Source organism: Chitinophagaceae bacterium C216 (genome assembly GCA_028485475.2).
Lineage (GTDB): Bacteria > Bacteroidota > Bacteroidia > Chitinophagales > Chitinophagaceae > Niabella > Niabella composti.
The window spans coordinates 667,641-687,475 of record CP144143.1; the positions used below are offsets into that span (position 1 = coordinate 667,641).

The 19,835-nt window shown below is 40.4% G+C and carries 19 protein-coding genes; 9 read left to right on the forward strand and 10 right to left on the reverse strand.

The genetic code is table 11. From position 1 onward, the window contains the following. Positions 1-57: 57 nt before the first annotated feature. The 4 genes from PIECOFPK_RS02740 to PIECOFPK_RS02755 all read left to right on the forward strand — a co-directional run bounded on the left by PIECOFPK_RS02740 (position 58) and on the right by PIECOFPK_RS02755 (position 3,658). Positions 58-501: an IPExxxVDY family protein gene (locus PIECOFPK_RS02740; protein ID WP_330974824.1), complete on the forward strand. Its 444-nt coding sequence runs from the start codon at positions 58-60 to the stop codon at positions 499-501. Between the two features lie 11 nt (positions 502-512). Beyond that, on the forward strand, positions 513-743 hold the full coding sequence (locus tag PIECOFPK_RS02745; protein ID WP_330974825.1) for a 4a-hydroxytetrahydrobiopterin dehydratase: 231 nt from the start codon (positions 513-515) through the stop codon (positions 741-743). Between the two features lie 167 nt (positions 744-910). Further along, complete coding sequence (locus PIECOFPK_RS02750) at positions 911-3,049, forward strand: peptidylprolyl isomerase (protein WP_409966465.1); 2,139 nt, start codon at positions 911-913, stop codon at positions 3,047-3,049. A gap of 105 nt (positions 3,050-3,154) precedes the next feature. Further along, entirely contained in the window at positions 3,155-3,658 is a 504-nt protein-coding gene (locus PIECOFPK_RS02755) for a DUF2480 family protein (protein WP_330974827.1), read from the forward strand. Positions 3,659-3,672: 14 nt separating this feature from the next. On the opposite strand, the gene corA is transcribed toward PIECOFPK_RS02755, so the two are convergent. From corA to dnaN, 7 genes are all read right to left on the reverse strand, one after another. Beyond that, positions 3,673-4,779, reverse strand: a complete 1,107-nt coding sequence (corA, locus tag PIECOFPK_RS02760) for a magnesium/cobalt transporter CorA (protein ID WP_330974828.1) — start codon at positions 4,777-4,779, stop codon at positions 3,673-3,675. Between the two features lie 60 nt (positions 4,780-4,839). After that, on the reverse strand, positions 4,840-5,568 hold the full coding sequence (gene kdsB / locus PIECOFPK_RS02765; RefSeq protein ID WP_409966466.1) for a 3-deoxy-manno-octulosonate cytidylyltransferase: 729 nt from the start codon (positions 5,566-5,568) through the stop codon (positions 4,840-4,842). Positions 5,569-5,630: 62 nt separating this feature from the next. After that, positions 5,631-6,455, reverse strand: coding sequence for a sterol desaturase family protein (locus PIECOFPK_RS02770; protein ID WP_409966467.1), 825 nt, complete (start codon positions 6,453-6,455; stop codon positions 5,631-5,633). 111 nt (positions 6,456-6,566) lie between these two features. Then, on the reverse strand, positions 6,567-7,097 hold the full coding sequence (locus PIECOFPK_RS02775) for an SRPBCC family protein (RefSeq protein WP_409966468.1): 531 nt from the start codon (positions 7,095-7,097) through the stop codon (positions 6,567-6,569). Positions 7,098-7,185: 88 nt separating this feature from the next. Next, on the reverse strand, positions 7,186-7,584 hold the full coding sequence (locus PIECOFPK_RS02780; protein WP_330974832.1) for a putative signal transducing protein: 399 nt from the start codon (positions 7,582-7,584) through the stop codon (positions 7,186-7,188). Between the two features lie 140 nt (positions 7,585-7,724). Then, positions 7,725-9,998: a prolyl oligopeptidase family serine peptidase gene (locus PIECOFPK_RS02785; RefSeq protein WP_409966469.1), complete on the reverse strand. Its 2,274-nt coding sequence runs from the start codon at positions 9,996-9,998 to the stop codon at positions 7,725-7,727. A gap of 222 nt (positions 9,999-10,220) precedes the next feature. Further along, positions 10,221-11,336 carry a DNA polymerase III subunit beta gene (gene dnaN, locus PIECOFPK_RS02790; RefSeq protein WP_330974834.1) on the reverse strand — a complete coding sequence of 372 codons (1,116 nt, stop codon included), beginning with the start codon at positions 11,334-11,336 and terminating at the stop codon, positions 10,221-10,223. Between the two features lie 181 nt (positions 11,337-11,517). On the opposite strand from dnaN, the gene PIECOFPK_RS02795 reads away from it, so the two are divergent. Together PIECOFPK_RS02795 and PIECOFPK_RS02800 are read left to right on the forward strand one after the other, a co-directional pair. Next, positions 11,518-11,994 (forward strand): regulatory protein RecX, encoded by a 477-nt coding sequence (locus tag PIECOFPK_RS02795; protein WP_330974835.1) that lies wholly within the window; start codon positions 11,518-11,520, stop codon positions 11,992-11,994. Continuing rightward, positions 11,991-12,815 carry a nitrilase family protein gene (locus tag PIECOFPK_RS02800; protein ID WP_409966470.1) on the forward strand — a complete coding sequence of 275 codons (825 nt, stop codon included), beginning with the start codon at positions 11,991-11,993 and terminating at the stop codon, positions 12,813-12,815. The genes PIECOFPK_RS02795 and PIECOFPK_RS02800 overlap by 4 nt, the downstream gene beginning before the upstream one ends. Here the strand turns inward: PIECOFPK_RS02800 and PIECOFPK_RS02805 are convergent. From PIECOFPK_RS02805 to PIECOFPK_RS02815, 3 genes are all read right to left on the reverse strand, one after another. Next, positions 12,809-14,296, reverse strand: coding sequence for a S41 family peptidase (locus PIECOFPK_RS02805; RefSeq protein ID WP_409966471.1), 1,488 nt, complete (start codon positions 14,294-14,296; stop codon positions 12,809-12,811). The genes PIECOFPK_RS02800 and PIECOFPK_RS02805 overlap by 7 nt on opposite strands. A 52-nt stretch (positions 14,297-14,348) precedes the next feature. Next, positions 14,349-15,380, reverse strand: coding sequence for a thiamine-phosphate kinase (gene thiL / locus PIECOFPK_RS02810; RefSeq protein WP_330974838.1), 1,032 nt, complete (start codon positions 15,378-15,380; stop codon positions 14,349-14,351). Between the two features lie 114 nt (positions 15,381-15,494). Next, positions 15,495-16,265: an inositol monophosphatase family protein gene (locus PIECOFPK_RS02815; RefSeq protein ID WP_409966472.1), complete on the reverse strand. Its 771-nt coding sequence runs from the start codon at positions 16,263-16,265 to the stop codon at positions 15,495-15,497. A 548-nt stretch (positions 16,266-16,813) separates the two neighbouring features. Here PIECOFPK_RS02815 and PIECOFPK_RS02820 point away from each other — a divergent pair. The 3 genes from PIECOFPK_RS02820 (at position 16,814) to mtgA (ending at position 19,810) form a co-directional block, all read left to right on the forward strand. Next, positions 16,814-18,346: a GH3 auxin-responsive promoter family protein gene (locus PIECOFPK_RS02820; protein ID WP_330974840.1), complete on the forward strand. Its 1,533-nt coding sequence runs from the start codon at positions 16,814-16,816 to the stop codon at positions 18,344-18,346. 40 nt (positions 18,347-18,386) lie between these two features. After that, positions 18,387-19,022 (forward strand): LysE family translocator, encoded by a 636-nt coding sequence (locus PIECOFPK_RS02825; RefSeq protein ID WP_330974841.1) that lies wholly within the window; start codon positions 18,387-18,389, stop codon positions 19,020-19,022. Positions 19,023-19,111: 89 nt separating this feature from the next. Then, positions 19,112-19,810, forward strand: a complete 699-nt coding sequence (gene mtgA / locus PIECOFPK_RS02830; RefSeq protein WP_330974842.1) for a monofunctional biosynthetic peptidoglycan transglycosylase — start codon at positions 19,112-19,114, stop codon at positions 19,808-19,810. Positions 19,811-19,835 lie beyond the last annotated feature (25 nt).

Sequence of the window (19,835 nt, forward strand, 5' to 3'; positions counted from 1 at the left end):
CCGCCCGTGTATTTGTTCTAACTTTACCTCAAAATTCGCTCGCAAAATAATACAAGAATGGCCAGCGTGAAATTAGAGTTAGATACCCAGAACATCATTGACAGTTTTTTTGACGAAACAAAGCTGTTAGGTATAGTAACTACCGTAAAGGATTACCGTTTTTGCTGGAACCTCAACAATATGCTGGGCCTTAATTTTCGCATCAATCACGATATAGAAATAAAGCTGGTAAGAAAAAAACGAACCTATTTCTTCTCTGTATACGAATATCGCGAGCCCCATAGTGCACTGTGCCATTATCTGTACAATAATTTATATGACGGAGAGTACTTGTTGCCGGAGTTTAAAAATCTGGATTTTTTGTGGCTGATGAAGAACGATACGGTAACAGAGGACTATCTAGATCAGATAAAAATCATGCTTCGCAGCATTCCGGGAGTACAGCTGGTAACTGAGCTTACCAATGAAAAAATCAAAAACAAAGAATATCTTATCTTTTAAAAATCATCATCATGTGGCAGGAGCAAAACAATAAGCTGTTTAAAAAATTTACTTTTAAAACCTTCAGCGAAGCTTTTGCTTTCATGACGCGGGTGGCGCTAGAAGCCGAAAAAATGAACCACCATCCGGAGTGGAAAAATGTGTATAATACGGTAGAAATATGGCTTAGCACACATGATGCTGGTGATATCATTACCGAAAAAGACCGATTGCTCGCAGAGAAAATTGACCAATTACAGTAAAGCTTTGGAAGCCCCTACTCTTTATCTCACTGTATTTTGGAGCATACTGTGGCGACGGAATTAAAGAAATTGCCAAAATCATTGTTCAAAACGCCCCATCTTATTTTTCCACAATTTGTTGATATTTTCAAATACCCTATTTTTGCCGTCCTTTATAGTAATATATTATGTCGATTATACAGAAAATCCAGGACCAGTACGCCAAGGTAATGGCGGTAATCATTGCCATTGCGCTTATTGTATTTGTAATAATGCTTGCTTTTGAGAATGGCGGAACTTTATTTAGAGGCGATGTAACGACCGTGGGTAAAGTAAACGGCGAAGTAATAGACTACGACCGCTTTCGAATCCAGGTGGAGCAACAAACTATGATGTTGCAACAAAGAGGAATGGGCTCCGGAGAGGCTGTATCCCAGCAGGCACTGGAACAAGCCTGGAATGGCGAAATTGCAAGAATTTTGCTGAATCAGGAAACCGGTAAGCTGGGTATCGATGTAGGTAAAAAAGAATTGAACGATATTTTATTTGGATCCAATCCTCCTCAGGAGCTGCTTCAAGCTTTCCAGGATCCGCAAACTGGACGGTATAATCCGGCGCTGGCTCAGCAACAAATTAATCAAATAAAAACCAAAGGAACAGAAGAGCAAAAAGCGCAGCTAAATGCTTTTCTGGAACAGATGGCATTCCAGCGTTTGGCCGAGAAGTTTGATGCACTCTTCACTACAAGCATCAACTTTCCAAAATGGATGATTGAAAAGGAAAACGCACAAAACAGTCTGCTTTCCAAAATTTCTTTTGTGCGGGAACCTTATAGCAGCATTCCGGACTCTACAGTAAAAGTGACTAATGAAGACATTCAGAAATACATTGACAAACACAAAGAAGAGTTCAAGCAAACTGAAAGTCGCAGTATTAGCTATGTAGCTTTCAATGCAGAGCCTAGTGCTGCCGATAGTGCTCAAATTCGTGAAAGTCTTTTAGCGCTTAAACCAGCTTTTGATAGCGTAACAGATGTCAAAGCTTTCCTAAGAAATCAGGGGGTCAATAACTATTACGATGGTTATATCAGCGCTAATCGCATTCAAGTGCCTATGAAGGATTCCATTTTTAAAGTTGGCATAGGCAATATTTATGGACCCTACATTGATGCCGGTAATTATGTGCTGGCTAAAGTGGTGGCACAAAGAAATATTCCTGATACCGTAAAAATCAGACATATACTGGTAGGTACAATGCAAATGGATCCGCAAACTGGTCAGCAAATTCCAATCAGAGATGATTCTACCGCCAAAAAACTGGCCGATAGCATTGCACTTGCCATTCGCAACGGAGCCAATTTTGATTCTCTTGTTGTAAAATTCTCTAATGATCCAGGAAGTGTGAATAACGGTGGGGTGTATGATGGTGTGCCTTCCGGACAAATGGTTCCAGAGTTTAACGACTTTATTTTTACCAATCCAGTAGGAGCAAAAGGGGTTGTAAAAACAGATTACGGATATCACTATATAGAAATTCTTTCTCAAAAAGGTAGCAGTACTGGTTATAAAATTGCATATCTGAACAAGCCTATTGAGGCAAGTGCCGAAACCGATATGGCTGCTAACAGCCAGGCTACCAAATTTGCAGCACAGGTAAAAGACAGAAAATCTTTCGAAGAGGCCGCGGATAAATTGCAGAAAGAAAAAGGCGTTTACCGATCTGTTGCTCAGGATATTGCACCAACCGCATCTTTTGTTCCCGGTTTGGGGGCATCCCGCACCTTTGTGAAAAGTATTTATAATGCAAAACTGGGAGAAATTGTTCAGCCCGAGCGTGTAGGTGACTACTATGTTGTAGCCATTGTTACCGAAGTGAATAAAGAAGGAACCATGAGCGTAGATAAAGCAAGATTCATGGTAGAACCTTTATTGATAAACCAGAAAAAAGCTGAGCTTATCTCTCAGAAAATAGGCAAGATTACAACACTTGAAGCTGTAGCCGAAAAACTGAAAAAGCCAATTGAAGTGGCCGACAGTCTTCGTTTCAGCGGTCAGTTTGCTCAGTCAATCGGTTTTGAACCGAAGGTTATCGGAGCCGCCTTTAATAAGGAAAATGTGAACAAAGTAGTAAATGAGCCTATTGCAGGTACACAAGGTGTATATGTAGTAAGAATTGATAACCTGACTGCAACACCCGTAGAAGCAGCTAATGTAGAAGAAACTCGAAAAATGCGTTACATGCAAGGCAAACAGCAGGCGCAGTATCAAACCTTCCAGGCTCTTAAAGAGGCTGCCTCTATTAAAGACTACCGGGCTAAGTTCTATTAATAATACAATTGTAATAGTGTGATATACCAAAATCCCGACACTGTGTCGGGATTTTGCTTTTATTACAGATTGAACAAGTTGCCGGCATATATGTTAATTTAGCGTATGGATGTTATCAGAAATAAGGTAGCTGAAAGTGGCATCATTACTTTAAATCTTGAGGAATATTTGCCTAAGGAGGAAATCGTTCTTTTCGATATCAAGGATTATTTGTTTATGGAAATGATATTGAAAGAAAAGGATTTCCGTGAAGCGTTGAAGCAACACGATTGGCAGCAATATGCCGGAAAAAATGTGGGAATCATTTGTACGGCCGATGCTATTATTCCTCATTGGGCATACATGCTTATTGTAAGCTATCTGCAGCCTGTTGCACAATATGTAGCTGCAGGAGATGCAGAAGAGCTGAAAAAACGCATCCTATTGCATAATATTAATAATCTGGACACAGCATCCTTTTCAGATAAGCGCGTAGTGATAAAAGGCTGCGGGGATGTATCTATTGATGCATTTGCTTATGCAGAAATAACCCGAGTACTATTACCTGTTGTAAAAAGCCTTATGTATGGCGAGCCTTGCAGTACAGTTCCTGTATTTAAAAGAAAATAATTGTTGCGGCAGTATTAAAACCATTTTCGTTTCTTAAATAGTAACAACATCCATGCAGGAATCAGCAGCATAGCGGCCACAGCAATCCAAAATCCCCAGTGGAAGTCAGACATCGGAATATTGGTGAAGTTCATTCCAAAGATGCCACCTATAACCGTTGCCGGCGCTAATAAGCAGGTTACGATAGCCATTACTTTCATCACTTCGTTCATCTTTAGATTTACGTTATTGATATACAGGTCCTGTAGTCCCATTATCATATCGCGATAGTTTTCCACCAAATCTATAGCTTGTATGATGTGGTCGTAAACATCTTTATAAAATCGCTCGTTGAACTCCGTAAGCAAATCACTATCGCTTTTAATAAGGCCGCTGACAACATCTCTCATGGGAAACACGCTGCGTTTTAGAACGATGAGCTCTTTGCGCAAGGCATTGATATGTGCCAGTGAGCGTTTGGTGGTATGACGTATGATCTCTTCCTCCAAGTCTTCAATACTATCGCGCAACTTATCCATCACTATAAAATAATTATCCACGATGGTGTCCATCAGCGTATAGTACAGGTAATCGGCTTCCTTCCCGCGGGTTTTACTGGTAGGAAGTTTTAACCGCTCCCTTAATGAAGTGAACATGTCTCTGGTAGGATCTTCCTGAAAGGTAATAATGAAATTTTTGCCCAGTACAAGGCTAATCTGCTCATACCCCACCGATTTTCGTTCTTCGTTGTAATACAACATATGCGTCAGGCAGAAAAGAATATCATCAATCTCTTCCATTTTAGGGCGCTGATGAAGACTGAGGATATCCTCTCTAAGCAGCGGATGAATACCGTAACACTCTCCCACCTTATCCACATCATCTTTACGCAAGCCATCGATATTTATCCACACTATATGATTATCCTGTTTCAGTGTTAATACCTCTTCAACAGATATGTTTTTATACTCCCGAATATCCTCTTTATTATAAACGTACGCAGTAATGATAACGTTGGTAGCTTCTTCCCGCACAGGTACAATAGTAGGATTGACGGAAAGTATTTCTTTGGTACGTTCAGTACTGAAAAGTTCTAATAAGTTGGGGAGAAAGAGGTACTTCAGATATTTTTCCGGACGCATAATATTTGTTTTTTTAACTATGTTGTCGAAGTAAAAACAGTACTCCTTCCTCACATTGCATTACTGGCTGCTTATCAAGTGTAGCGCTTTTTCCAGATCTTCAGGCGTATCAATCGCTATATTCTTATAATCAGTTTCGGCCATGTAAATATCTATACCGTTATATAAAAACCGTAGCTGCTCCAGTTTTTCAATTTGTTCTAATGGTGCTTTGGGCAATGTAGTAAAATGCAATAATTCCGCTTTGCGAAATGCGTATACACCAATGTGCAGATAGTAATGAAACTCTGTATTCGCATCTCGTTGATACGGAATCATACTACGGCTGAAGTACAGCGCTTTGTTGTACTTGTTCGTTACCACTTTTACCATGTTGGGGTTCGAAGCATCTGCCGAATTATCCATTTTTCGCATTAAAGAGGCTACTTTTACTTCTGGATTCTCAAATAAGCGCACCAATTTTTCTAAAGGCTCTTTTTGAATAAAAGGCTCATCGCCCTGCACGTTTACCACTACATCCACATCGAGAGAGCGTACAGCTTCGGCAATGCGGTCTGTACCACTATCGTGTTCTTCCCGACTCATAAGGGCTTTACCGCCTCGCGAACTGATTTCTTGGAAAATAATATCGCTGTCGGTAATCACATATACATCATGAAATAAACCACTATTTACAGCAGCCTCATAAGTATGTGTGATTACGGGTTTATCACCCAACATTTTCATCAGCTTGGCAGGAAATCGCGTAGCTGCATAACGGGCGGGAATCATCGCAATTACTTTACTCATATATCAAAAGTAGGGAAAATTATGAGTGGCAACGGAACCATGAACATAGTTGGTAACATTGTTTAAGGTTCGTTTTTTCTGATAAAAGGATCTTTTAAAAGGTTGATAAAATCTTCATCTTTTTCGTTAGGGTAATAACGATCCAATCCGTAGCGAATTTGTGAAGGCTCTAAAGAGGAGAATGTACCGAACATACGATCCCAAATCGAAAACACCGCTCCATAGTTGCTATCGGTATAAGGCTGCTTCCAGTGATGATGTACTTTATGCATATTGGGAGACACTAGTATATAGCTTAATGATTTATCCAGCAGTGGGGGCAGACTAATGTTGGCATGAGTAAATGCTGTGGTTACAACAACGAGCGTTTGATAAATCATCACACTGTACATAGGCGCACCACTTACAAAAATCAGCAACAAAAAGAAAATACCACGTAACAAACTGTCGCCTGGATGATGTCTTAATCCTGTAGTAACGTCTACTTTATTATCGCTATGATGAATAAGATGATAACGCCATAAATAGGCTTTTTTATGCATAACCCAATGCACTAGCCAGCTGCTAAAATCAAGCGCCAGCACACCAATGGCGATGGCGCCGCCCACTCCCGCATTCAACCAGTATACCAATCCCCAATTAGCTGCTTTGCACCAGTCGCTTAACATAACGATGAAAACAGCAAGCCCTGTGTGAATAATCAGATGCATTACCGTAAAGCCAAAGTTCACTAATGCATGTTGCAGTTTGTTTTTGCGATAATTCAATCGAAACAAAGGAATGGCTCCCTCAAGAATCCAGAAGAACAACAAGCCTGCTACCAGCAGTGCCATGCGCTCCAGCGGACGTTGTTCCAAGGTGGAGAAATAGGCGATAATCCGATCCATACAATCGTTTTTAAAAAGCCTACAGCATTTTCGTATTGAAGTTACGGAATAATTAAACCCGGCCGGTCATAAATATGATGGGCGGGGTTTATGTCTGTAGCAGCAACACTTTTATTTTTCAAGAACAGCTTTGAGATTTTCCAGATTTTTTTGAAGGTCTTTTCCTACCATGGCATCCATACATAAATTCAACAGATTAAAAGGATAGGCGCTAGTACCGTACATGCTCCAGGTTACTTTGGTTTTATCGGTAGCAACGGCCTCTGTACTGATCGTAGTCATATTGGTGACTTGCATAGGTTCCTCAAACCGGAGCTCAATATCGATTTTTTGGTTTTCGATAATATTTTTTATTTCTTGTGCGCCTTTTCCTGCGTTTTTATTGCCATCCCAAGCATAAATAAATCCCGGAGTACCATCAGTTCCAGTGAACATTTTTTTCATGCTAGGATCTAGCTGATTCCATACACTGTAATGATCCTGATTTTTAATATACCTTACGTAGCCAAAAACTTCGGATACAGGTTTGTTAATGACAATCTCTCTGGAAATCGAAAACTCTTTTTTCACAAATAGCGCCACAATCAATGCTAGGGCGATAATGGCCAGTAATACAAAGAGCAAGCGTTTTAAAAATTTCATAGCACCCAAATTGAAAATGTAAGAAAAAGGGGTATTCAAAAATAAAAATAGCCATAAAGCTTTCACTTGTCTTTTGGCAAGAAAATGCTTATGCTATGTCATACTCGTGATTACAGTCGAAGCAGTGATTCACTTTTTTGATCGGCAACGGCGCTCCTACATTTAAAAGAATGTTTGCAATTGTTCCTAGCCAGTTACGGATGCTTCGAGGTGTGCTTACTACCTCTATATTCAGTGAACCGCATTTGGGACATGCATTTCGTAACTGATACGCTTCTCGATTTTGGCGAATCAAGTTCAACGCTCTTTCCAGCTGAGGTTCCGCTACCAGTAGTTTAATACCTCCTACAGCATTGGTGAGAATCGGGTCAACAGTTACGGTATTTTCATCTTTTAACCAACAACTGATATTTTCCATTTGCAAGCGTCCTAAGACCAGATGTGCGCTGATATAATTATCAAAAACTGCAGCCACCTTGTAGTCCATGACTAAATTTAAGAAAATTTGTTCAATGAATTGAGCGAAGTAGAGTGGATTGTTTCTAAAAAGTCTGATAACCCCGTTTTAATTGAATAAAAAAAAGCAGGAATCTTTGTTCCTGCTTTTATACATCGCTTTTATTGCATCTATTTTAAATTCTGATAGAAGAAGCCCATCATTGCTTTATAGAACTGAATTTGGTTTTCTTCTTTATAGAATCCGTGTCCTTCGTTGTATTTTACAAGATAAGGCACATTGAATCCTTTTGCTCTCAGGGCCTTTACGATTTGATCCGATTCGGCAATCTTTACTCGGGGGTCGTTGGCACCCTGTACCACAAAGAGGGGTCTTTTGATTTTATCGATTTGATATACGGGAGAAACCTCTTTAGCAATTTTAGCTTCTTCAGGGTTATCTAGGTCGTACCAAATGCTTTTTACCATTTCGGTATAGGGTTTCCAATATTCGGGGAAAGATGCAAAGAAGGTTTCGATATTGGATACTCCTACATAATCTACACCACAACGGTAGAGCTCCGGGGTTCGAATCATACCCATAAGGGTTGCGTATCCTCCATGTGAGCCCCCATAAATGGCAATGCGGTCTTTATCGGCCCAGCCTTGTTTAATAATGTATTGTACACCGTCTTCTACATCGGCCATAACATTTCTACCGATTTGCTTAAATCCGGCTTTCAAGAAGTCTTTACCATATCCTCCCGAAATTCTGAAATTCACTTGAAGGGTTGCGTACCCTCTGCTAGCAAACAGTTGCGCCTCGGGATTGAAACCCCAGCTATCACGAATGCCTTGTGGTCCGCCATGGGGGTTTACAATTACCGGAACTTTCTTACCCTGCAATGCTTCTTTAGGCAAGGTAATATATCCGTGAATGGTAAGTCCATCCCTGCTTTTAAAGGTTATCGGTCGCATTTCGGCCATATCCGCTTCGTTCAGCTGCGGCATCAGATCGTATAGCAACTCGGCCTTCCCCGACTTTGTGTCGTAGATATAATATCTGCCGTACAGTTTATCGCTCTGTACAATCACCAGGTATTTATCTTCTTCATCAGTTTTACCTGCAATATTGAACTGATAGTTTTTAAATTGCGCTGAAAGATTTTGGTGAATCTTCTTAAAGGTTTCACTTACCGGAATAATTTCTACTTTTTCTCCTTCATAACCATAATAATCTAGCTCCCAATTCCTTTTTCGGGAAAGGCTTAAAATGCTTGCATCGTAATTGGGATGTGCGAAAACTTCTTTAATGATTTTTTGTGTTTTAAAATCGTATAGTGCAATCCTGCTTTTGTCTGAATCAAGATTGGTCAATACATACGCTTCGTCTTTATTACCACTTGCATAATTAAAAGCTAAAATAGAGAATCCCTCATACCAGTTGCTTTCTGTAATCAGCTTAAAGTCTTTTTCTCCATCCAGACGGTAATATAACTGCGTTTTGATACCATCTTTCATTTTATAATAAGCCTTCAGCTCCCCGAAGCGATTGAATACATAGTCGGCAATAGGGTTCAACGGGTCTTCATTGGTAAATAGTTTTTCGATGGCTCCTGTGTTGACGTTGATCTTATAGGGTTCATGAATTTGTTTATTATCCTTGTTTAGGCCCACAATGATAAAGTCTTTATAATCTCTGGAAGCGCTGATAATATTAGCCTGTACGCCCTCGAATGGAGTCAGATCAATGGTTTGTGACCCGTCCAAATTGGCTGCATAGAGATGATAGTTTTCATCGCCACCCTTGTCCATTACATACAAAAGTCGATTATCGTTTACCCATCCATATCCTTTAATAAGCTCATCTTTTTCTTCAATGGCCCGCGTAACCTTGCCCGTTGCAATCTCTTTCACATATACATGTCTTTTGTTGTTTTCGTCCTTCTCCATGTAGGAAAGATATTTTCCATTGGGCGATAGCTGAAACTGCGAGGATTTAGGTTTTCTGAAATAATCCTCTACGGAATATTTGTAAGAGCCTTTATCCATTTCCATCAACTTCTGAATTTCTTCTTCAGAAGAAGGTAGCGATGGATCTCCTGGCAATTCTTTTTTTGTTTTTTTCAACTGTAAAGGAATTTCTACACCACTTTGAAAGAATTTTCCTTCTATAACCTCTCCTTTCAATACTCCTTTGTAAGTAATACCGAACTGAGAGAGCCCTAAGGTCACTTCAGGGTTTTTAAACTCTACTTTGTCCAGTGGCAACCCTGTTGCTCCCTGAGCGGGAATATCCAAGCTAGCCGCTAGTGTTCCGTCTTTATTTTCTTCTACATTAAAGGTCATTTCTATCTTTTGACCCATTCCTTCTAATGTTCCTTTCCAGGTGCCGGATATTTGTGCCATAAGCTCCTGTGAAAGACCAATTGCAATGGCCATAATCAGTATTGTATGTTTATACATAATATAATTTTTTCGAATTATTGTAAATGCAAAGATGCAAAAACTCATTGCCATGTGGGGTTCACACAGCTCGGTGTTTTGGCTTTTGAAATCTTTTATCAATAGAATCTGAATGAATAACTCAATCCAGTCGAAAAATAGGTTAGTGTATTTATCAATAATCCCGGGTACGTTTTAAAAAAAGGCAATGTACTACTGTACATTGCCTTTTTAAACCTATTTTTATTGATTCAGCATAAGTGGCATTACCAGCATCAACAGGTCCTCATTTTCGTCCTGTTCAACAGGCTTGATAAGCCCTGCTTTAGTAGGTGTGCTAAGTTCCAAGTATACATCTTCGCTTTGTGTACTGTTGAGCATTTCAATCAGGAACTTAGCATTGAAAGCAATTTGGATGTCTTCGCCATTGTACTGACACTTCATGCGCTCATTACCTTCGAAGCTGAAGTCAACATCTTGTGCTGCTAGCTGTAGTTCACTGCCGCTGATGGTTAAGGCCACCTGATAAGTACTTTTGTTACTGAATACACTTACACGGCGCAGCGCTCCTAGAAACTCTTGTCTGTTTACAGTTAATCTGTATGGATTTTCGGCAGGAATGACCACTTTGTAATCGGGGAAACGCGCATCTATCAAGCGACAGCTCAATCGGGTGGAGCCATGTGTAACAAAGAAGTGGTTGCTATTATAGTTCAGGATGATTTCGTCGTCATTGTCGGGCAAAGCCGATTTCAGTAGGTTCAACGGTTTACGTGGAACAATAAAGCTGTCGTTGCCTGCTGCTTCTACGTCGTTACGTTTATAACGCACTAATCTGTGAGCGTCTGTAGCTACAAACTGTACACCGTTTTTGCTGAGTTCGAAAAATACGCCGGTCATCGCGGGGCGCAAATCGTCGGTGCTAGTAGCAAATAAGGTTTTGTTAATTGCCGTTACTAAGGCAGAAGCAGTCATTTTGAAAGAGGTAGTATCATCTGCTGATGGTTCTTTCGGGAAATTATCGGGGTTTTCACCCATTACTTTATACTTACCGCTATCGCTGGTTATTTCCACTCCGAAATTTTTATCGATGGTGAAGGTCAGCGGCTGATCCGGAATATTTTTTAATGAATCAATCAGAATTTTTCCCGGAATACATACTCTTCCGCTATCCTTAGCCTCAATTTCCATTTCGGTTCTCATCACTGTTTCCAGATCCGTAGCGACAATGGTAAGCTTATTGGCTTCGATTTCAAAAAGGAAATCCTCCAATATCGGTAAAACGGTATTTGCGTTGATGACGCCTGAGAGGTTTTGCAGCTGTTTAAGCAACGCGTTTGATGATGCGATAAATTTCATCCGAATAAAAATTTTATAATTTTTGCCCCGATTTGGGGTGCAGCGAAACTACTATAAAAAAGATTTAACGCAATATAAATTATTTCAGAATATTGGAGCGCTCCCAACTCAAAAGCTTTGTATCTTTCACCTCCCTCACAGCGTTTCAATACGGAGAGAGGGGGTTAAAAGTAGTTAATGGATGGGCAACTATGGCGAACAGCTGACTAGGGAACAGGCATTGCAAAAACTCAGGCACTACTGTGCCTATGCCGAACGCTGCCATAAAGATGTGATTAATAAGCTATATGAACTCGATGTGCGTAAAAAAGACCACGATGAAATTCTTGCCACTCTCATCGAAGAAAACTACCTGAACGAAGAACGATTTGCAAAGCAGTTTGCCGGCGGCCATTTTCGAATTAAAAAATGGGGACGCAACAAGATTATTCAGGCATTGCGACAAAAGGATATCAGCGATTATTGTATCACAGTGGCTATGAAAGAAATAGATGAGGAAGCATACATGCATACACTGGAGCGGCTTTTTGAGGAAAAATGGAGCAGCCTGAACCGGGAACGTAATCGCTTTATAAAAATGCGAAAAGTATCGGATTATCTGATACAGAAAGGGTATGAACCGGCCCTGATTAATGAACTTTTTAAGAATTTATCATGAAAGACAAACTAACGGTCACACTCATTCAGACAGCATTGGCATGGGAAGATAAGGCGGCCAATCTGAACAAGCTGCAGCAAAAGATAGAAGGCCTTCAGGAAAAAACGCATATAATCATCCTCCCCGAAATGTTTTCTACAGGGTTTAGTATGAATGCTCCCGTTCTTGCGGAAACCATGGATGGTCCTACCGTTGCCTGGATGAAAACAATGGCTGCGCAGAAAAAAGTAGTGCTGACGGGAAGTTTGATAATAAAAGAAGACTTTGGGGCGAATAAACACTCCTATTATAACCGTCTCATATGGATGTTACCTACGGGGCAGTACGGATATTATGATAAAAGGCATTTGTTTGCCTTTGCTGGAGAAGATGAATCCTATACTGCTGGTGAAAAAAGACTAATAGCATCTGTAAACAACTGGAAGCTGAATCTGCAGGTATGTTATGACCTGCGGTTTCCGGTTTGGACACGTCAGGTTATAGCCTCACAAACACCCCGACAGGAGATAGCGCCCGAATACGATGTGCTAGTATATGTAGCCAACTGGCCCGAAACGCGTGTACATGCTTGGAGAACGCTTCTTCAGGCGCGTGCGATAGAAAATCAATGCTATGTAATAGGCGTTAACCGTGTGGGTACTGATGGCAAGGGTATCCATTACTCCGGAAACAGTATGGTGGTGGATCCATTGGGAGCCATATTGTATGATAAAAAGGACGAAGAAGATATTTTCACTATTACGCTGGATAAAGAACATTTGAATACGGTGCGCCAGAAGTTTCCATTTTGGAAAGATGCGGACCAGTTTAAGATTTATTGAACGTGCTGCGCATTTTTAATCAGTTCAATGGCTTTTTTCATTTTGTAATCTTCTCTGCGTCGGATGGCTTCAAGGCTTGGCCCTACAAATACATCGGGCGGTACACCTTGCCCTTTTAGGGCTGCATTTTTATTCACTACCATACGGAAGAGAGGCAACCGAAAACGCACTTTGCTGTGCGGTAATGTTACATCCGGAATAAGCATGGCCGTATTGCCATAAGCACCCCCACCCGATGGTTCGCCTACAATTTGCACATTGGATTGTCCTTTCAGGATATTCAACACAATAGTACTGGCTGAATAAGTAAAACCGCCACTCAGCAAAAACACTTGTCCGTCGAAATGATATTTCTTTTTAGGTTTGAACACCTGTTTTTCAAGATGGGTATAGTGCAGTTTGCCATTGCGCTTTTGGGTGCCTAATTTGATAATCAGTTTATTCCAAAAATCCTTTTCGATGTATTTGCTGTACGCGGACTTTGAAGTAATGGCGTAGATAGAATCTGCGAGTTTATAGGAATGGTCGGTCAAGTATCTCAACAAAGCATTAGCATTGCTAAGTCTTCCGCCTCCGTTCAAACGTAGATCAAGAATCAAATGAGGTATACCTTTTTTATGCAGTTCTTTGAATGATCGCCGAAGGAAGGATTGGAGCTGTAGCTTTTCCGAAAAACTGTTGAGCTCCATAATGGCATATCCCTCTGCTGCCTTTATCTCAAAAGAACGTGCTTGTTTCAATTTTTCTTTGCGGGAAATTTTTGGGGTTTTAGAAGCCGGTTTTACATCAAGCGAGTCTTTCTTTGCAGCAATAGGTTTAAAATAAAAGCGGTGAGGTTGACCGGTTGAATCTTTGAAACTCAGATGCCGGATAAACCTTGTGCCATACAGCAGGGCATACAGATTACCGAAATCGAGGCTGATTCGTTGACTTTTTGCTACCGGATTATTACCGTCCGCGGCAACAAAGCGAAACATTGTATCAATGATCGCTGTTACCGGAGTATCATTAAGGGAATCGATCAGGTCGCCCGAATTGATGGGAATATTTTTGAGTCGGGACGCTACTACCACTGCTGTGTCGTTCCAGGTTTTGATGGAAAGAGGAAAATTAATGGGAGGTTTATTCTTTTGGAAGTACTTCGAATAGCTTTTGGAAGGCTCTACTGTGGTATGTCCGCACTGAATCTGAGAGGACACGGCCATGAGTATTTTCCTGAATTCTTGTTCGGTGAGGCTATCAGTAATCAGTTTTCGACCAGCATCAAATACGCTGTCCATATATGCCTTGGAGCTGTGCCAATATAGGCTGGGATGTCTTTCTTCCAATATATTTTGGAACAAAGTATAATCTTCCTGTAATGCGGCTGCGCTGTATTTTTGGGCAGGATGAAAAGTTTTTTTTGTTGGGGAACAGGAGCAAACCCATACTGCTAGCAGCAACAGACCGCACCATCGATAAAAATATGTTTGCCCTAACATAGGCGGGTCAATAATCCGTCGGATAAAAACATCAACAACGAAAAGAATCATTTTATTGAATCGGGTTCCAGCCCTGTGCTACTAATTTGTGTTTGGCTCCGCCTTTGGTGATGATATGGCAACTTTCTTCTATATCGGCCATATATCCAATAATGCTGATTTGATCGTTATCTTTTATTTTATCATAATCATCCTGCGCTACAGTAAATAAAAGCTCATAATCCTCACCGCCGCTGAGAGCGCATAAAGTTGGATCTAGTTCAAACTTAAACGCTGCCAATCGGGAATCTTCCGCAATGGGAATTTTTTCTTCATATAATACACACCCCAGATTGCTTTGCTTGCAGATGTGTAAAACTTCGGAACTAAGGCCATCGCTTACATCGATCATAGAAGTAGGAACCACTTGTTTTTCTGCAAAAAACTCCACAATGTCTTTTCGTGCTTCGGGTTTTAATAAGCGTCCGATTACATGCGTTTGTTGTTCTAAATCTGGCTGTACGGATGGTGTTTCCAGAAATATCTTTTTTTCTCTTTCCAGAAACAGCAAGCCAAGATAAGCGGCTCCCAAATCTCCCGACACACAAATTAGATCTCCTTTTTTAGCAGTACTGCGTTTTACAAATGTATCAGGAGTGACTTCTCCAATAGCGGTTACGGATATTACAAACCCTTTTTGAGAAGTTGTGGTATCGCCTCCGACGAGGTCCACTCCATATTTATTGCAGGCCACATATACGCCTTCGTAAAACTCTTCCAAAGCCTCAAGGCTCATGCGATTGCTAACGCCAATGCTTAGTGTAATTTGAGTAGGAGTGGCATTCATGGCATATACATCGCTCAGGTTTACGATGACACTTTTATAACCTAGATGTTTCAATGGCGTATACATCAGGTCGAAGTGAATACCCTCCAGCAACAGGTCGGTTGTGATGACGGTCTGCTTACCGAAATGATCAATAACGGCAGCATCATCACCTACTCCCACCAGTGTAGAAGCGTTTTGCAATTCGATGTTTTTGGTGAGGTGGTCTATTAAACCAAACTCTCCCAAATCGGCTATTTCAGTTCTTTGTTCACTCATATATATGTGTATAAAAGTCGCTTCTAATGCGTGTATCAAATGTAGGATTGTATACAATAATTATTACGAAGCGCTGATAACTTTATCTAAGTTTTCTTTTTTCGTTAGAATTATTTACTGATTGTGGATCACCTTCAACATTTGTTCATGAATCAGACCATTGGTGGCCAAAATCCGGTGTTGGTAAGGGCTGTAAGGGTTTCCATCAAAATCGGTAACCTTACCTCCTGCTTCTTCAACAATCAGAAATCCTGCTGCGCTATCCCAGGGTTGTAATCTGTGTTCGTAAAAACCATCCAATCTGCCACAAGCCACCCAGCAAAGGTCTATGGCGGCAGCTCCTAAACGACGCACCGGCACTCCTTCGGTAATAAGACGTTCGAAAACCTGCAGAGGCCCGTTTTGCTCGTGGATATAAGTATAAGGGAATCCTGTAACCAGACAACTTTTCATGGCGTCGGTTTCGCTACTCACTTTAATGGGTTTTCCGTTAAGCGTAGCACCGCCTCCCCTTTCGGCAAAGAACAACTCGTTCATATGAGGATTGTACACCATTCCCAGAATCATTTCGCCGCTTTTTTCCACCGCCACTGAAATACAGTTGATAGGAATGCCGTGGGCAAAATTGATGGTTCCATCTATGGGATCAATAATCCATTTATATTCAGAGTGTTGGGGCAGATCGCCACTTTCTTCGGTTAAAATATGATGATCGGGATAGGTTTTTTTTATGACTTCGATAATCGCTTTTTCTGAGGCTTCATCGGCTTCTGTAACGAGATTGTTACGACCTTCCTTGTACTTGATATCAAAAGTCTGATTGAAATATTTTACTACCTGTTCCGCACCGGCCATAACGGCTTCATGTAATACTGATTTTAGCATAAGGGCAAAGATAACATTGATTTACTATATCGCTTGGTTTACTGTATGTGTAGTATCTTCCCTTAAGAAAGGGGAAAAATCCCGTTTCCTTTAGACAAAATTTATTGTTTCTTTGAAACGTAATTATTTTCTCTAAATTGGTAAAGCTCTCACCACATATTATAACTAACAAACCTTTATCAAAACGGTTGCACATAATGATGGAAAAGGAAAAACAGCTGCGCTCGAGTGACATATTTAAAACAGATCGTCAATTGTTTCTGTTAAAGGTATTTTTACTGGGGATCTTCACCTGTTTTCTGGGGCTTATCATATATGGCCTGATGATGGTTTTTTAGGTATTTTTTATTGATGCTGAAATATTTCCTCGCCTATTCCTGTTTCTACTGAGTTTTTCTATTCATCAAATTCTGATAGTAGAAACAAATGCCATTTTTTCATAAATTAGACTCCGCAATACTGTTTAGGAGGAACATAAAAAGCTTACAAACACTCATTTTTTACAAAGTCGTATATTGCAGTTTTGCAGGGATAGCAGGGAATGTATTATGGCTTCAATTATTGATATTAAACTACCGGGAACGATTGCGAAGGTCTTTGGCCTTCCTAATGGTGATGTAAGCAGACAGCAGCGAAAAGTTCTTAAAAAGCTACTTAAAAAGGCAAGATTTACCGAATTTGGCCAAAAGTATGAATTTGATAAAATCCTTTTGAGTAAGGATATAGAAAGAGCGTATCAGCAATCGGTACCCATTCATGATTATAACAAGATTTATAATGAATGGTGGAAAAAAACATTGGACGGTGTTCCCGATGTTACCTGGCCCGGTAAAATAGAATACTACGCATTGAGCTCCGGAACATCCGAAGCCTCAAGTAAATATATTCCCGTAACTAAAGATCTCTTACGCAGCAATACTATTAATTATCTTAAACAACTTATCAGCGTATTTACCTATCAGGAGGCCAACAAAAAGTCGCTGCGTAAAAGTTTTCTGATAATTGGTGGTGCTACCGATCTGCAGAAAAGCGATAAAGGATGGTATGCCGGCGATCTCAGTGGGATACTGGCTAAAAAACGTCCGTTCTGGTTTCAGACATTTTATAAACCCGGAGGGCGTATTGCTGCTTTACGCGACTGGAATGAAAAGCTCAATGAAATAGTAGAACATGCTCGAGATTGGGATATTGGCTATATCGTAGGTGTACCAGCTTGGTGCCAGATGTGTATGGAAATGATTATAGAAAGGTACAATTTGAAAAACATACACGAAATATGGCCCAACTTTGGGGTGTTCGTACATGGAGGTGTAGCTTTTCAGCCGTATAAGAAATCCTTTGAACGATTGTTAGGCAAGCCTATTGTATATGTAGAGAATTATCTTTCCAGCGAGGGATTTATAGGCTATAAAATGCGCGAACATGCACAAGGCATGCAGCTAATTACTGACAATAATATTTTCTTTGAATTTATTCCTTTCGACAGCAACAACTTTGATGCAGATGGTAATTTGCTTCCTAATGCCAAAGCCGTTCTTATAAATGAAATAGAAGAAGAAAAAGAATACGCCATTTTGTTAAGTACCAATGCCGGTACCTGGCGTTATCTAATAGGCGACACGATACGCTTTCTCGATACCCGGCGGTGTGAGCTCATTATTACTGGACGCACCAAACATTTCCTGAGTTTGGTAGGTGAGCACCTGAGTGTAGAAAACATGAATCGCGCTATTGAAGAAGCCAACAATCATTTCAACATCAGTATTCCGGAGTATACAGTAACCGGCTTTCCCTATAAAAACTATTTTGCTCATAAGTGGTACATCGCTACCGATGACCCCGTAGACCCGCAGGAGCTGCTCACTTTTATTGACAATACGCTCAAGTCTATCAATGATGACTATGCTACAGAAAGAGCCAGCGCTCTTAAAGACGTGTTTATAGAAATATTGCCTGAAGAGAAGTTTTTAAAATTTATGGAGCTTCGTGGCAAATTGGGTAGTCAAAACAAATTCCCCCGGGTTATGAAAGGCAATCTGTTGCAAAGTTGGGATAAGTTTCTGTCGACCGGAAAAATTTAACATCATGGGATAAAAAAACTTTACTAATCTTGCCGGGAGTATGATTGAAGCCTTACTAAAAGGATTAACCCTGGGATTACTGTTAAGTATTGCGGTAGGCCCCGTATTGTTTTCCATCATCAAGCATAGCATCAATGTTGGGCACAAAGGAGGGCTTGCTTTTGTTGCCGGCGTTTCAATGAGCGATATTTCTCTGGCCTTTATAAGCAATGCGTTCTCCGCACTTTTTGAAGTGATGGTGGAACACAAACAGATCATAGGCATCATCGGAAGTTCTTTTTTGATGGGAATCGGTATATATTTTCTTTTTTTCAAAAAGGTGAAAATAAACGAAGAGGGCAAGGCCGAGCAAATTCACTTCCGAAAACGCGATTACGCCAAAATGTTTCTCTCCGGCTACCTGATGAACACTTTGAACCCTTCCGTATTCCTCTTCTGGCTCACAGCTTCTACCTCTTTTATCAGTCATACTATTCAGGAAAGAATTACCATTTTTACAACCTGTCTGCTGCTGGTATTAGCGGCCGATATTACTAAAGTAATGTTGGCAGGAAAAATTCGCAATCGTCTTACACCACATAACATTCAACTTATTAATCGGATAAATGGAATCATACTCATTGGTTTTTCCATTGCTTTAATTATAGGGCTGCTTTTTTATAAAACTACAACCTAATAGCTGTTTTAAACGTCTATCTGAGATAAGGGATACCAAAACATAAAAGTTGCTATAGCAAGAATCAGATTTAATTTAAATTACGTTCGATGAAAAGTATAAAATGGATATGGAGGTTTTTTAAAAGACTATTCATCGTTCTTTTCATTTTACAACTTGCATATATTGTTGCCTTAAAATGGATCAACCCTCCTATTACCATTACGCAAATTGTAAGCTGGATGAATGGAGAAGGCCTTACAAAAGAGTATGTGCCGCTGAAAGATATTTCTGAAGAAGCCAAGCTAGCTGTTATTGCATCGGAAGATCAACTTTTTCCCGATCATAGCGGATTTGACTGGCGAAGTATTCAAAAAGCTATTGAGTATAACAAAAAGAAACCGGGGCGTGTGCGAGGCGGTAGTACTATCAGCCAGCAAACAGCTAAAAATGTTTTCCTATGGCAAGGTAGAAGCTGGATCAGGAAAGGCTTGGAAACTTATTTTACGTTTATGATTGAACGCATCTGGGGAAAACAACGCATTCTGGAAATATATCTGAATGTAGCCGAAATGGGTAGAGGAATATTCGGGATCGAGGAGGCGGCCCAGCGATATTTTAATAAACCGGCTCGTGACCTTACAGCACGAGAAGCTGCGGCTATTGCAGCCATATTGCCTAGTCCAAAAAAATATCAGATAAAGCCCATGAGCTCATATGTATCCTCGCGCAGCAAAAAGATATTGCAACAGATGAATTTTCTGAGACCCGACAGAGATATTCAGGCCATCATTAGTAATAAACAATAGTTATGGGTTTTCTCGTGGTCCGTTT

Bases quoted from the DNA above. Each gene is read 5' to 3' on its own strand.
- PIECOFPK_RS02740 (WP_330974824.1), top strand. From the start codon at position 58: ATGGCCAGCGTGAAATTAGAGTTAGATACCCAGAACATCATTGACAGT.
- PIECOFPK_RS02745 (WP_330974825.1), top strand. From the start codon at position 513: ATGTGGCAGGAGCAAAACAATAAGCTGTTTAAAAAATTTACTTTTAAA.
- PIECOFPK_RS02750 (WP_409966465.1), top strand. From the start codon at position 911: ATGTCGATTATACAGAAAATCCAGGACCAGTACGCCAAGGTAATGGCG.
- PIECOFPK_RS02755 (WP_330974827.1), top strand. From the start codon at position 3,155: ATGGATGTTATCAGAAATAAGGTAGCTGAAAGTGGCATCATTACTTTA.
- corA (WP_330974828.1), bottom strand. From the start codon at position 4,779: ATGCGTCCGGAAAAATATCTGAAGTACCTCTTTCTCCCCAACTTATTA.
- kdsB (WP_409966466.1), bottom strand. From the start codon at position 5,568: ATGAGTAAAGTAATTGCGATGATTCCCGCCCGTTATGCAGCTACGCGA.
- PIECOFPK_RS02770 (WP_409966467.1), bottom strand. From the start codon at position 6,455: ATGGATCGGATTATCGCCTATTTCTCCACCTTGGAACAACGTCCGCTG.
- PIECOFPK_RS02775 (WP_409966468.1), bottom strand. From the start codon at position 7,097: ATGAAATTTTTAAAACGCTTGCTCTTTGTATTACTGGCCATTATCGCC.
- PIECOFPK_RS02780 (WP_330974832.1), bottom strand. From the start codon at position 7,584: ATGGACTACAAGGTGGCTGCAGTTTTTGATAATTATATCAGCGCACAT.
- PIECOFPK_RS02785 (WP_409966469.1), bottom strand. From the start codon at position 9,998: ATGTATAAACATACAATACTGATTATGGCCATTGCAATTGGTCTTTCA.
- dnaN (WP_330974834.1), bottom strand. From the start codon at position 11,336: ATGAAATTTATCGCATCATCAAACGCGTTGCTTAAACAGCTGCAAAAC.
- PIECOFPK_RS02795 (WP_330974835.1), top strand. From the start codon at position 11,518: ATGGGCAACTATGGCGAACAGCTGACTAGGGAACAGGCATTGCAAAAA.
- PIECOFPK_RS02800 (WP_409966470.1), top strand. From the start codon at position 11,991: ATGAAAGACAAACTAACGGTCACACTCATTCAGACAGCATTGGCATGG.
- PIECOFPK_RS02805 (WP_409966471.1), bottom strand. From the start codon at position 14,296: ATGTTAGGGCAAACATATTTTTATCGATGGTGCGGTCTGTTGCTGCTA.
- thiL (WP_330974838.1), bottom strand. From the start codon at position 15,380: ATGAGTGAACAAAGAACTGAAATAGCCGATTTGGGAGAGTTTGGTTTA.
- PIECOFPK_RS02815 (WP_409966472.1), bottom strand. From the start codon at position 16,265: ATGCTAAAATCAGTATTACATGAAGCCGTTATGGCCGGTGCGGAACAG.
- PIECOFPK_RS02820 (WP_330974840.1), top strand. From the start codon at position 16,814: ATGGCTTCAATTATTGATATTAAACTACCGGGAACGATTGCGAAGGTC.
- PIECOFPK_RS02825 (WP_330974841.1), top strand. From the start codon at position 18,387: ATGATTGAAGCCTTACTAAAAGGATTAACCCTGGGATTACTGTTAAGT.
- mtgA (WP_330974842.1), top strand. From the start codon at position 19,112: ATGAAAAGTATAAAATGGATATGGAGGTTTTTTAAAAGACTATTCATC.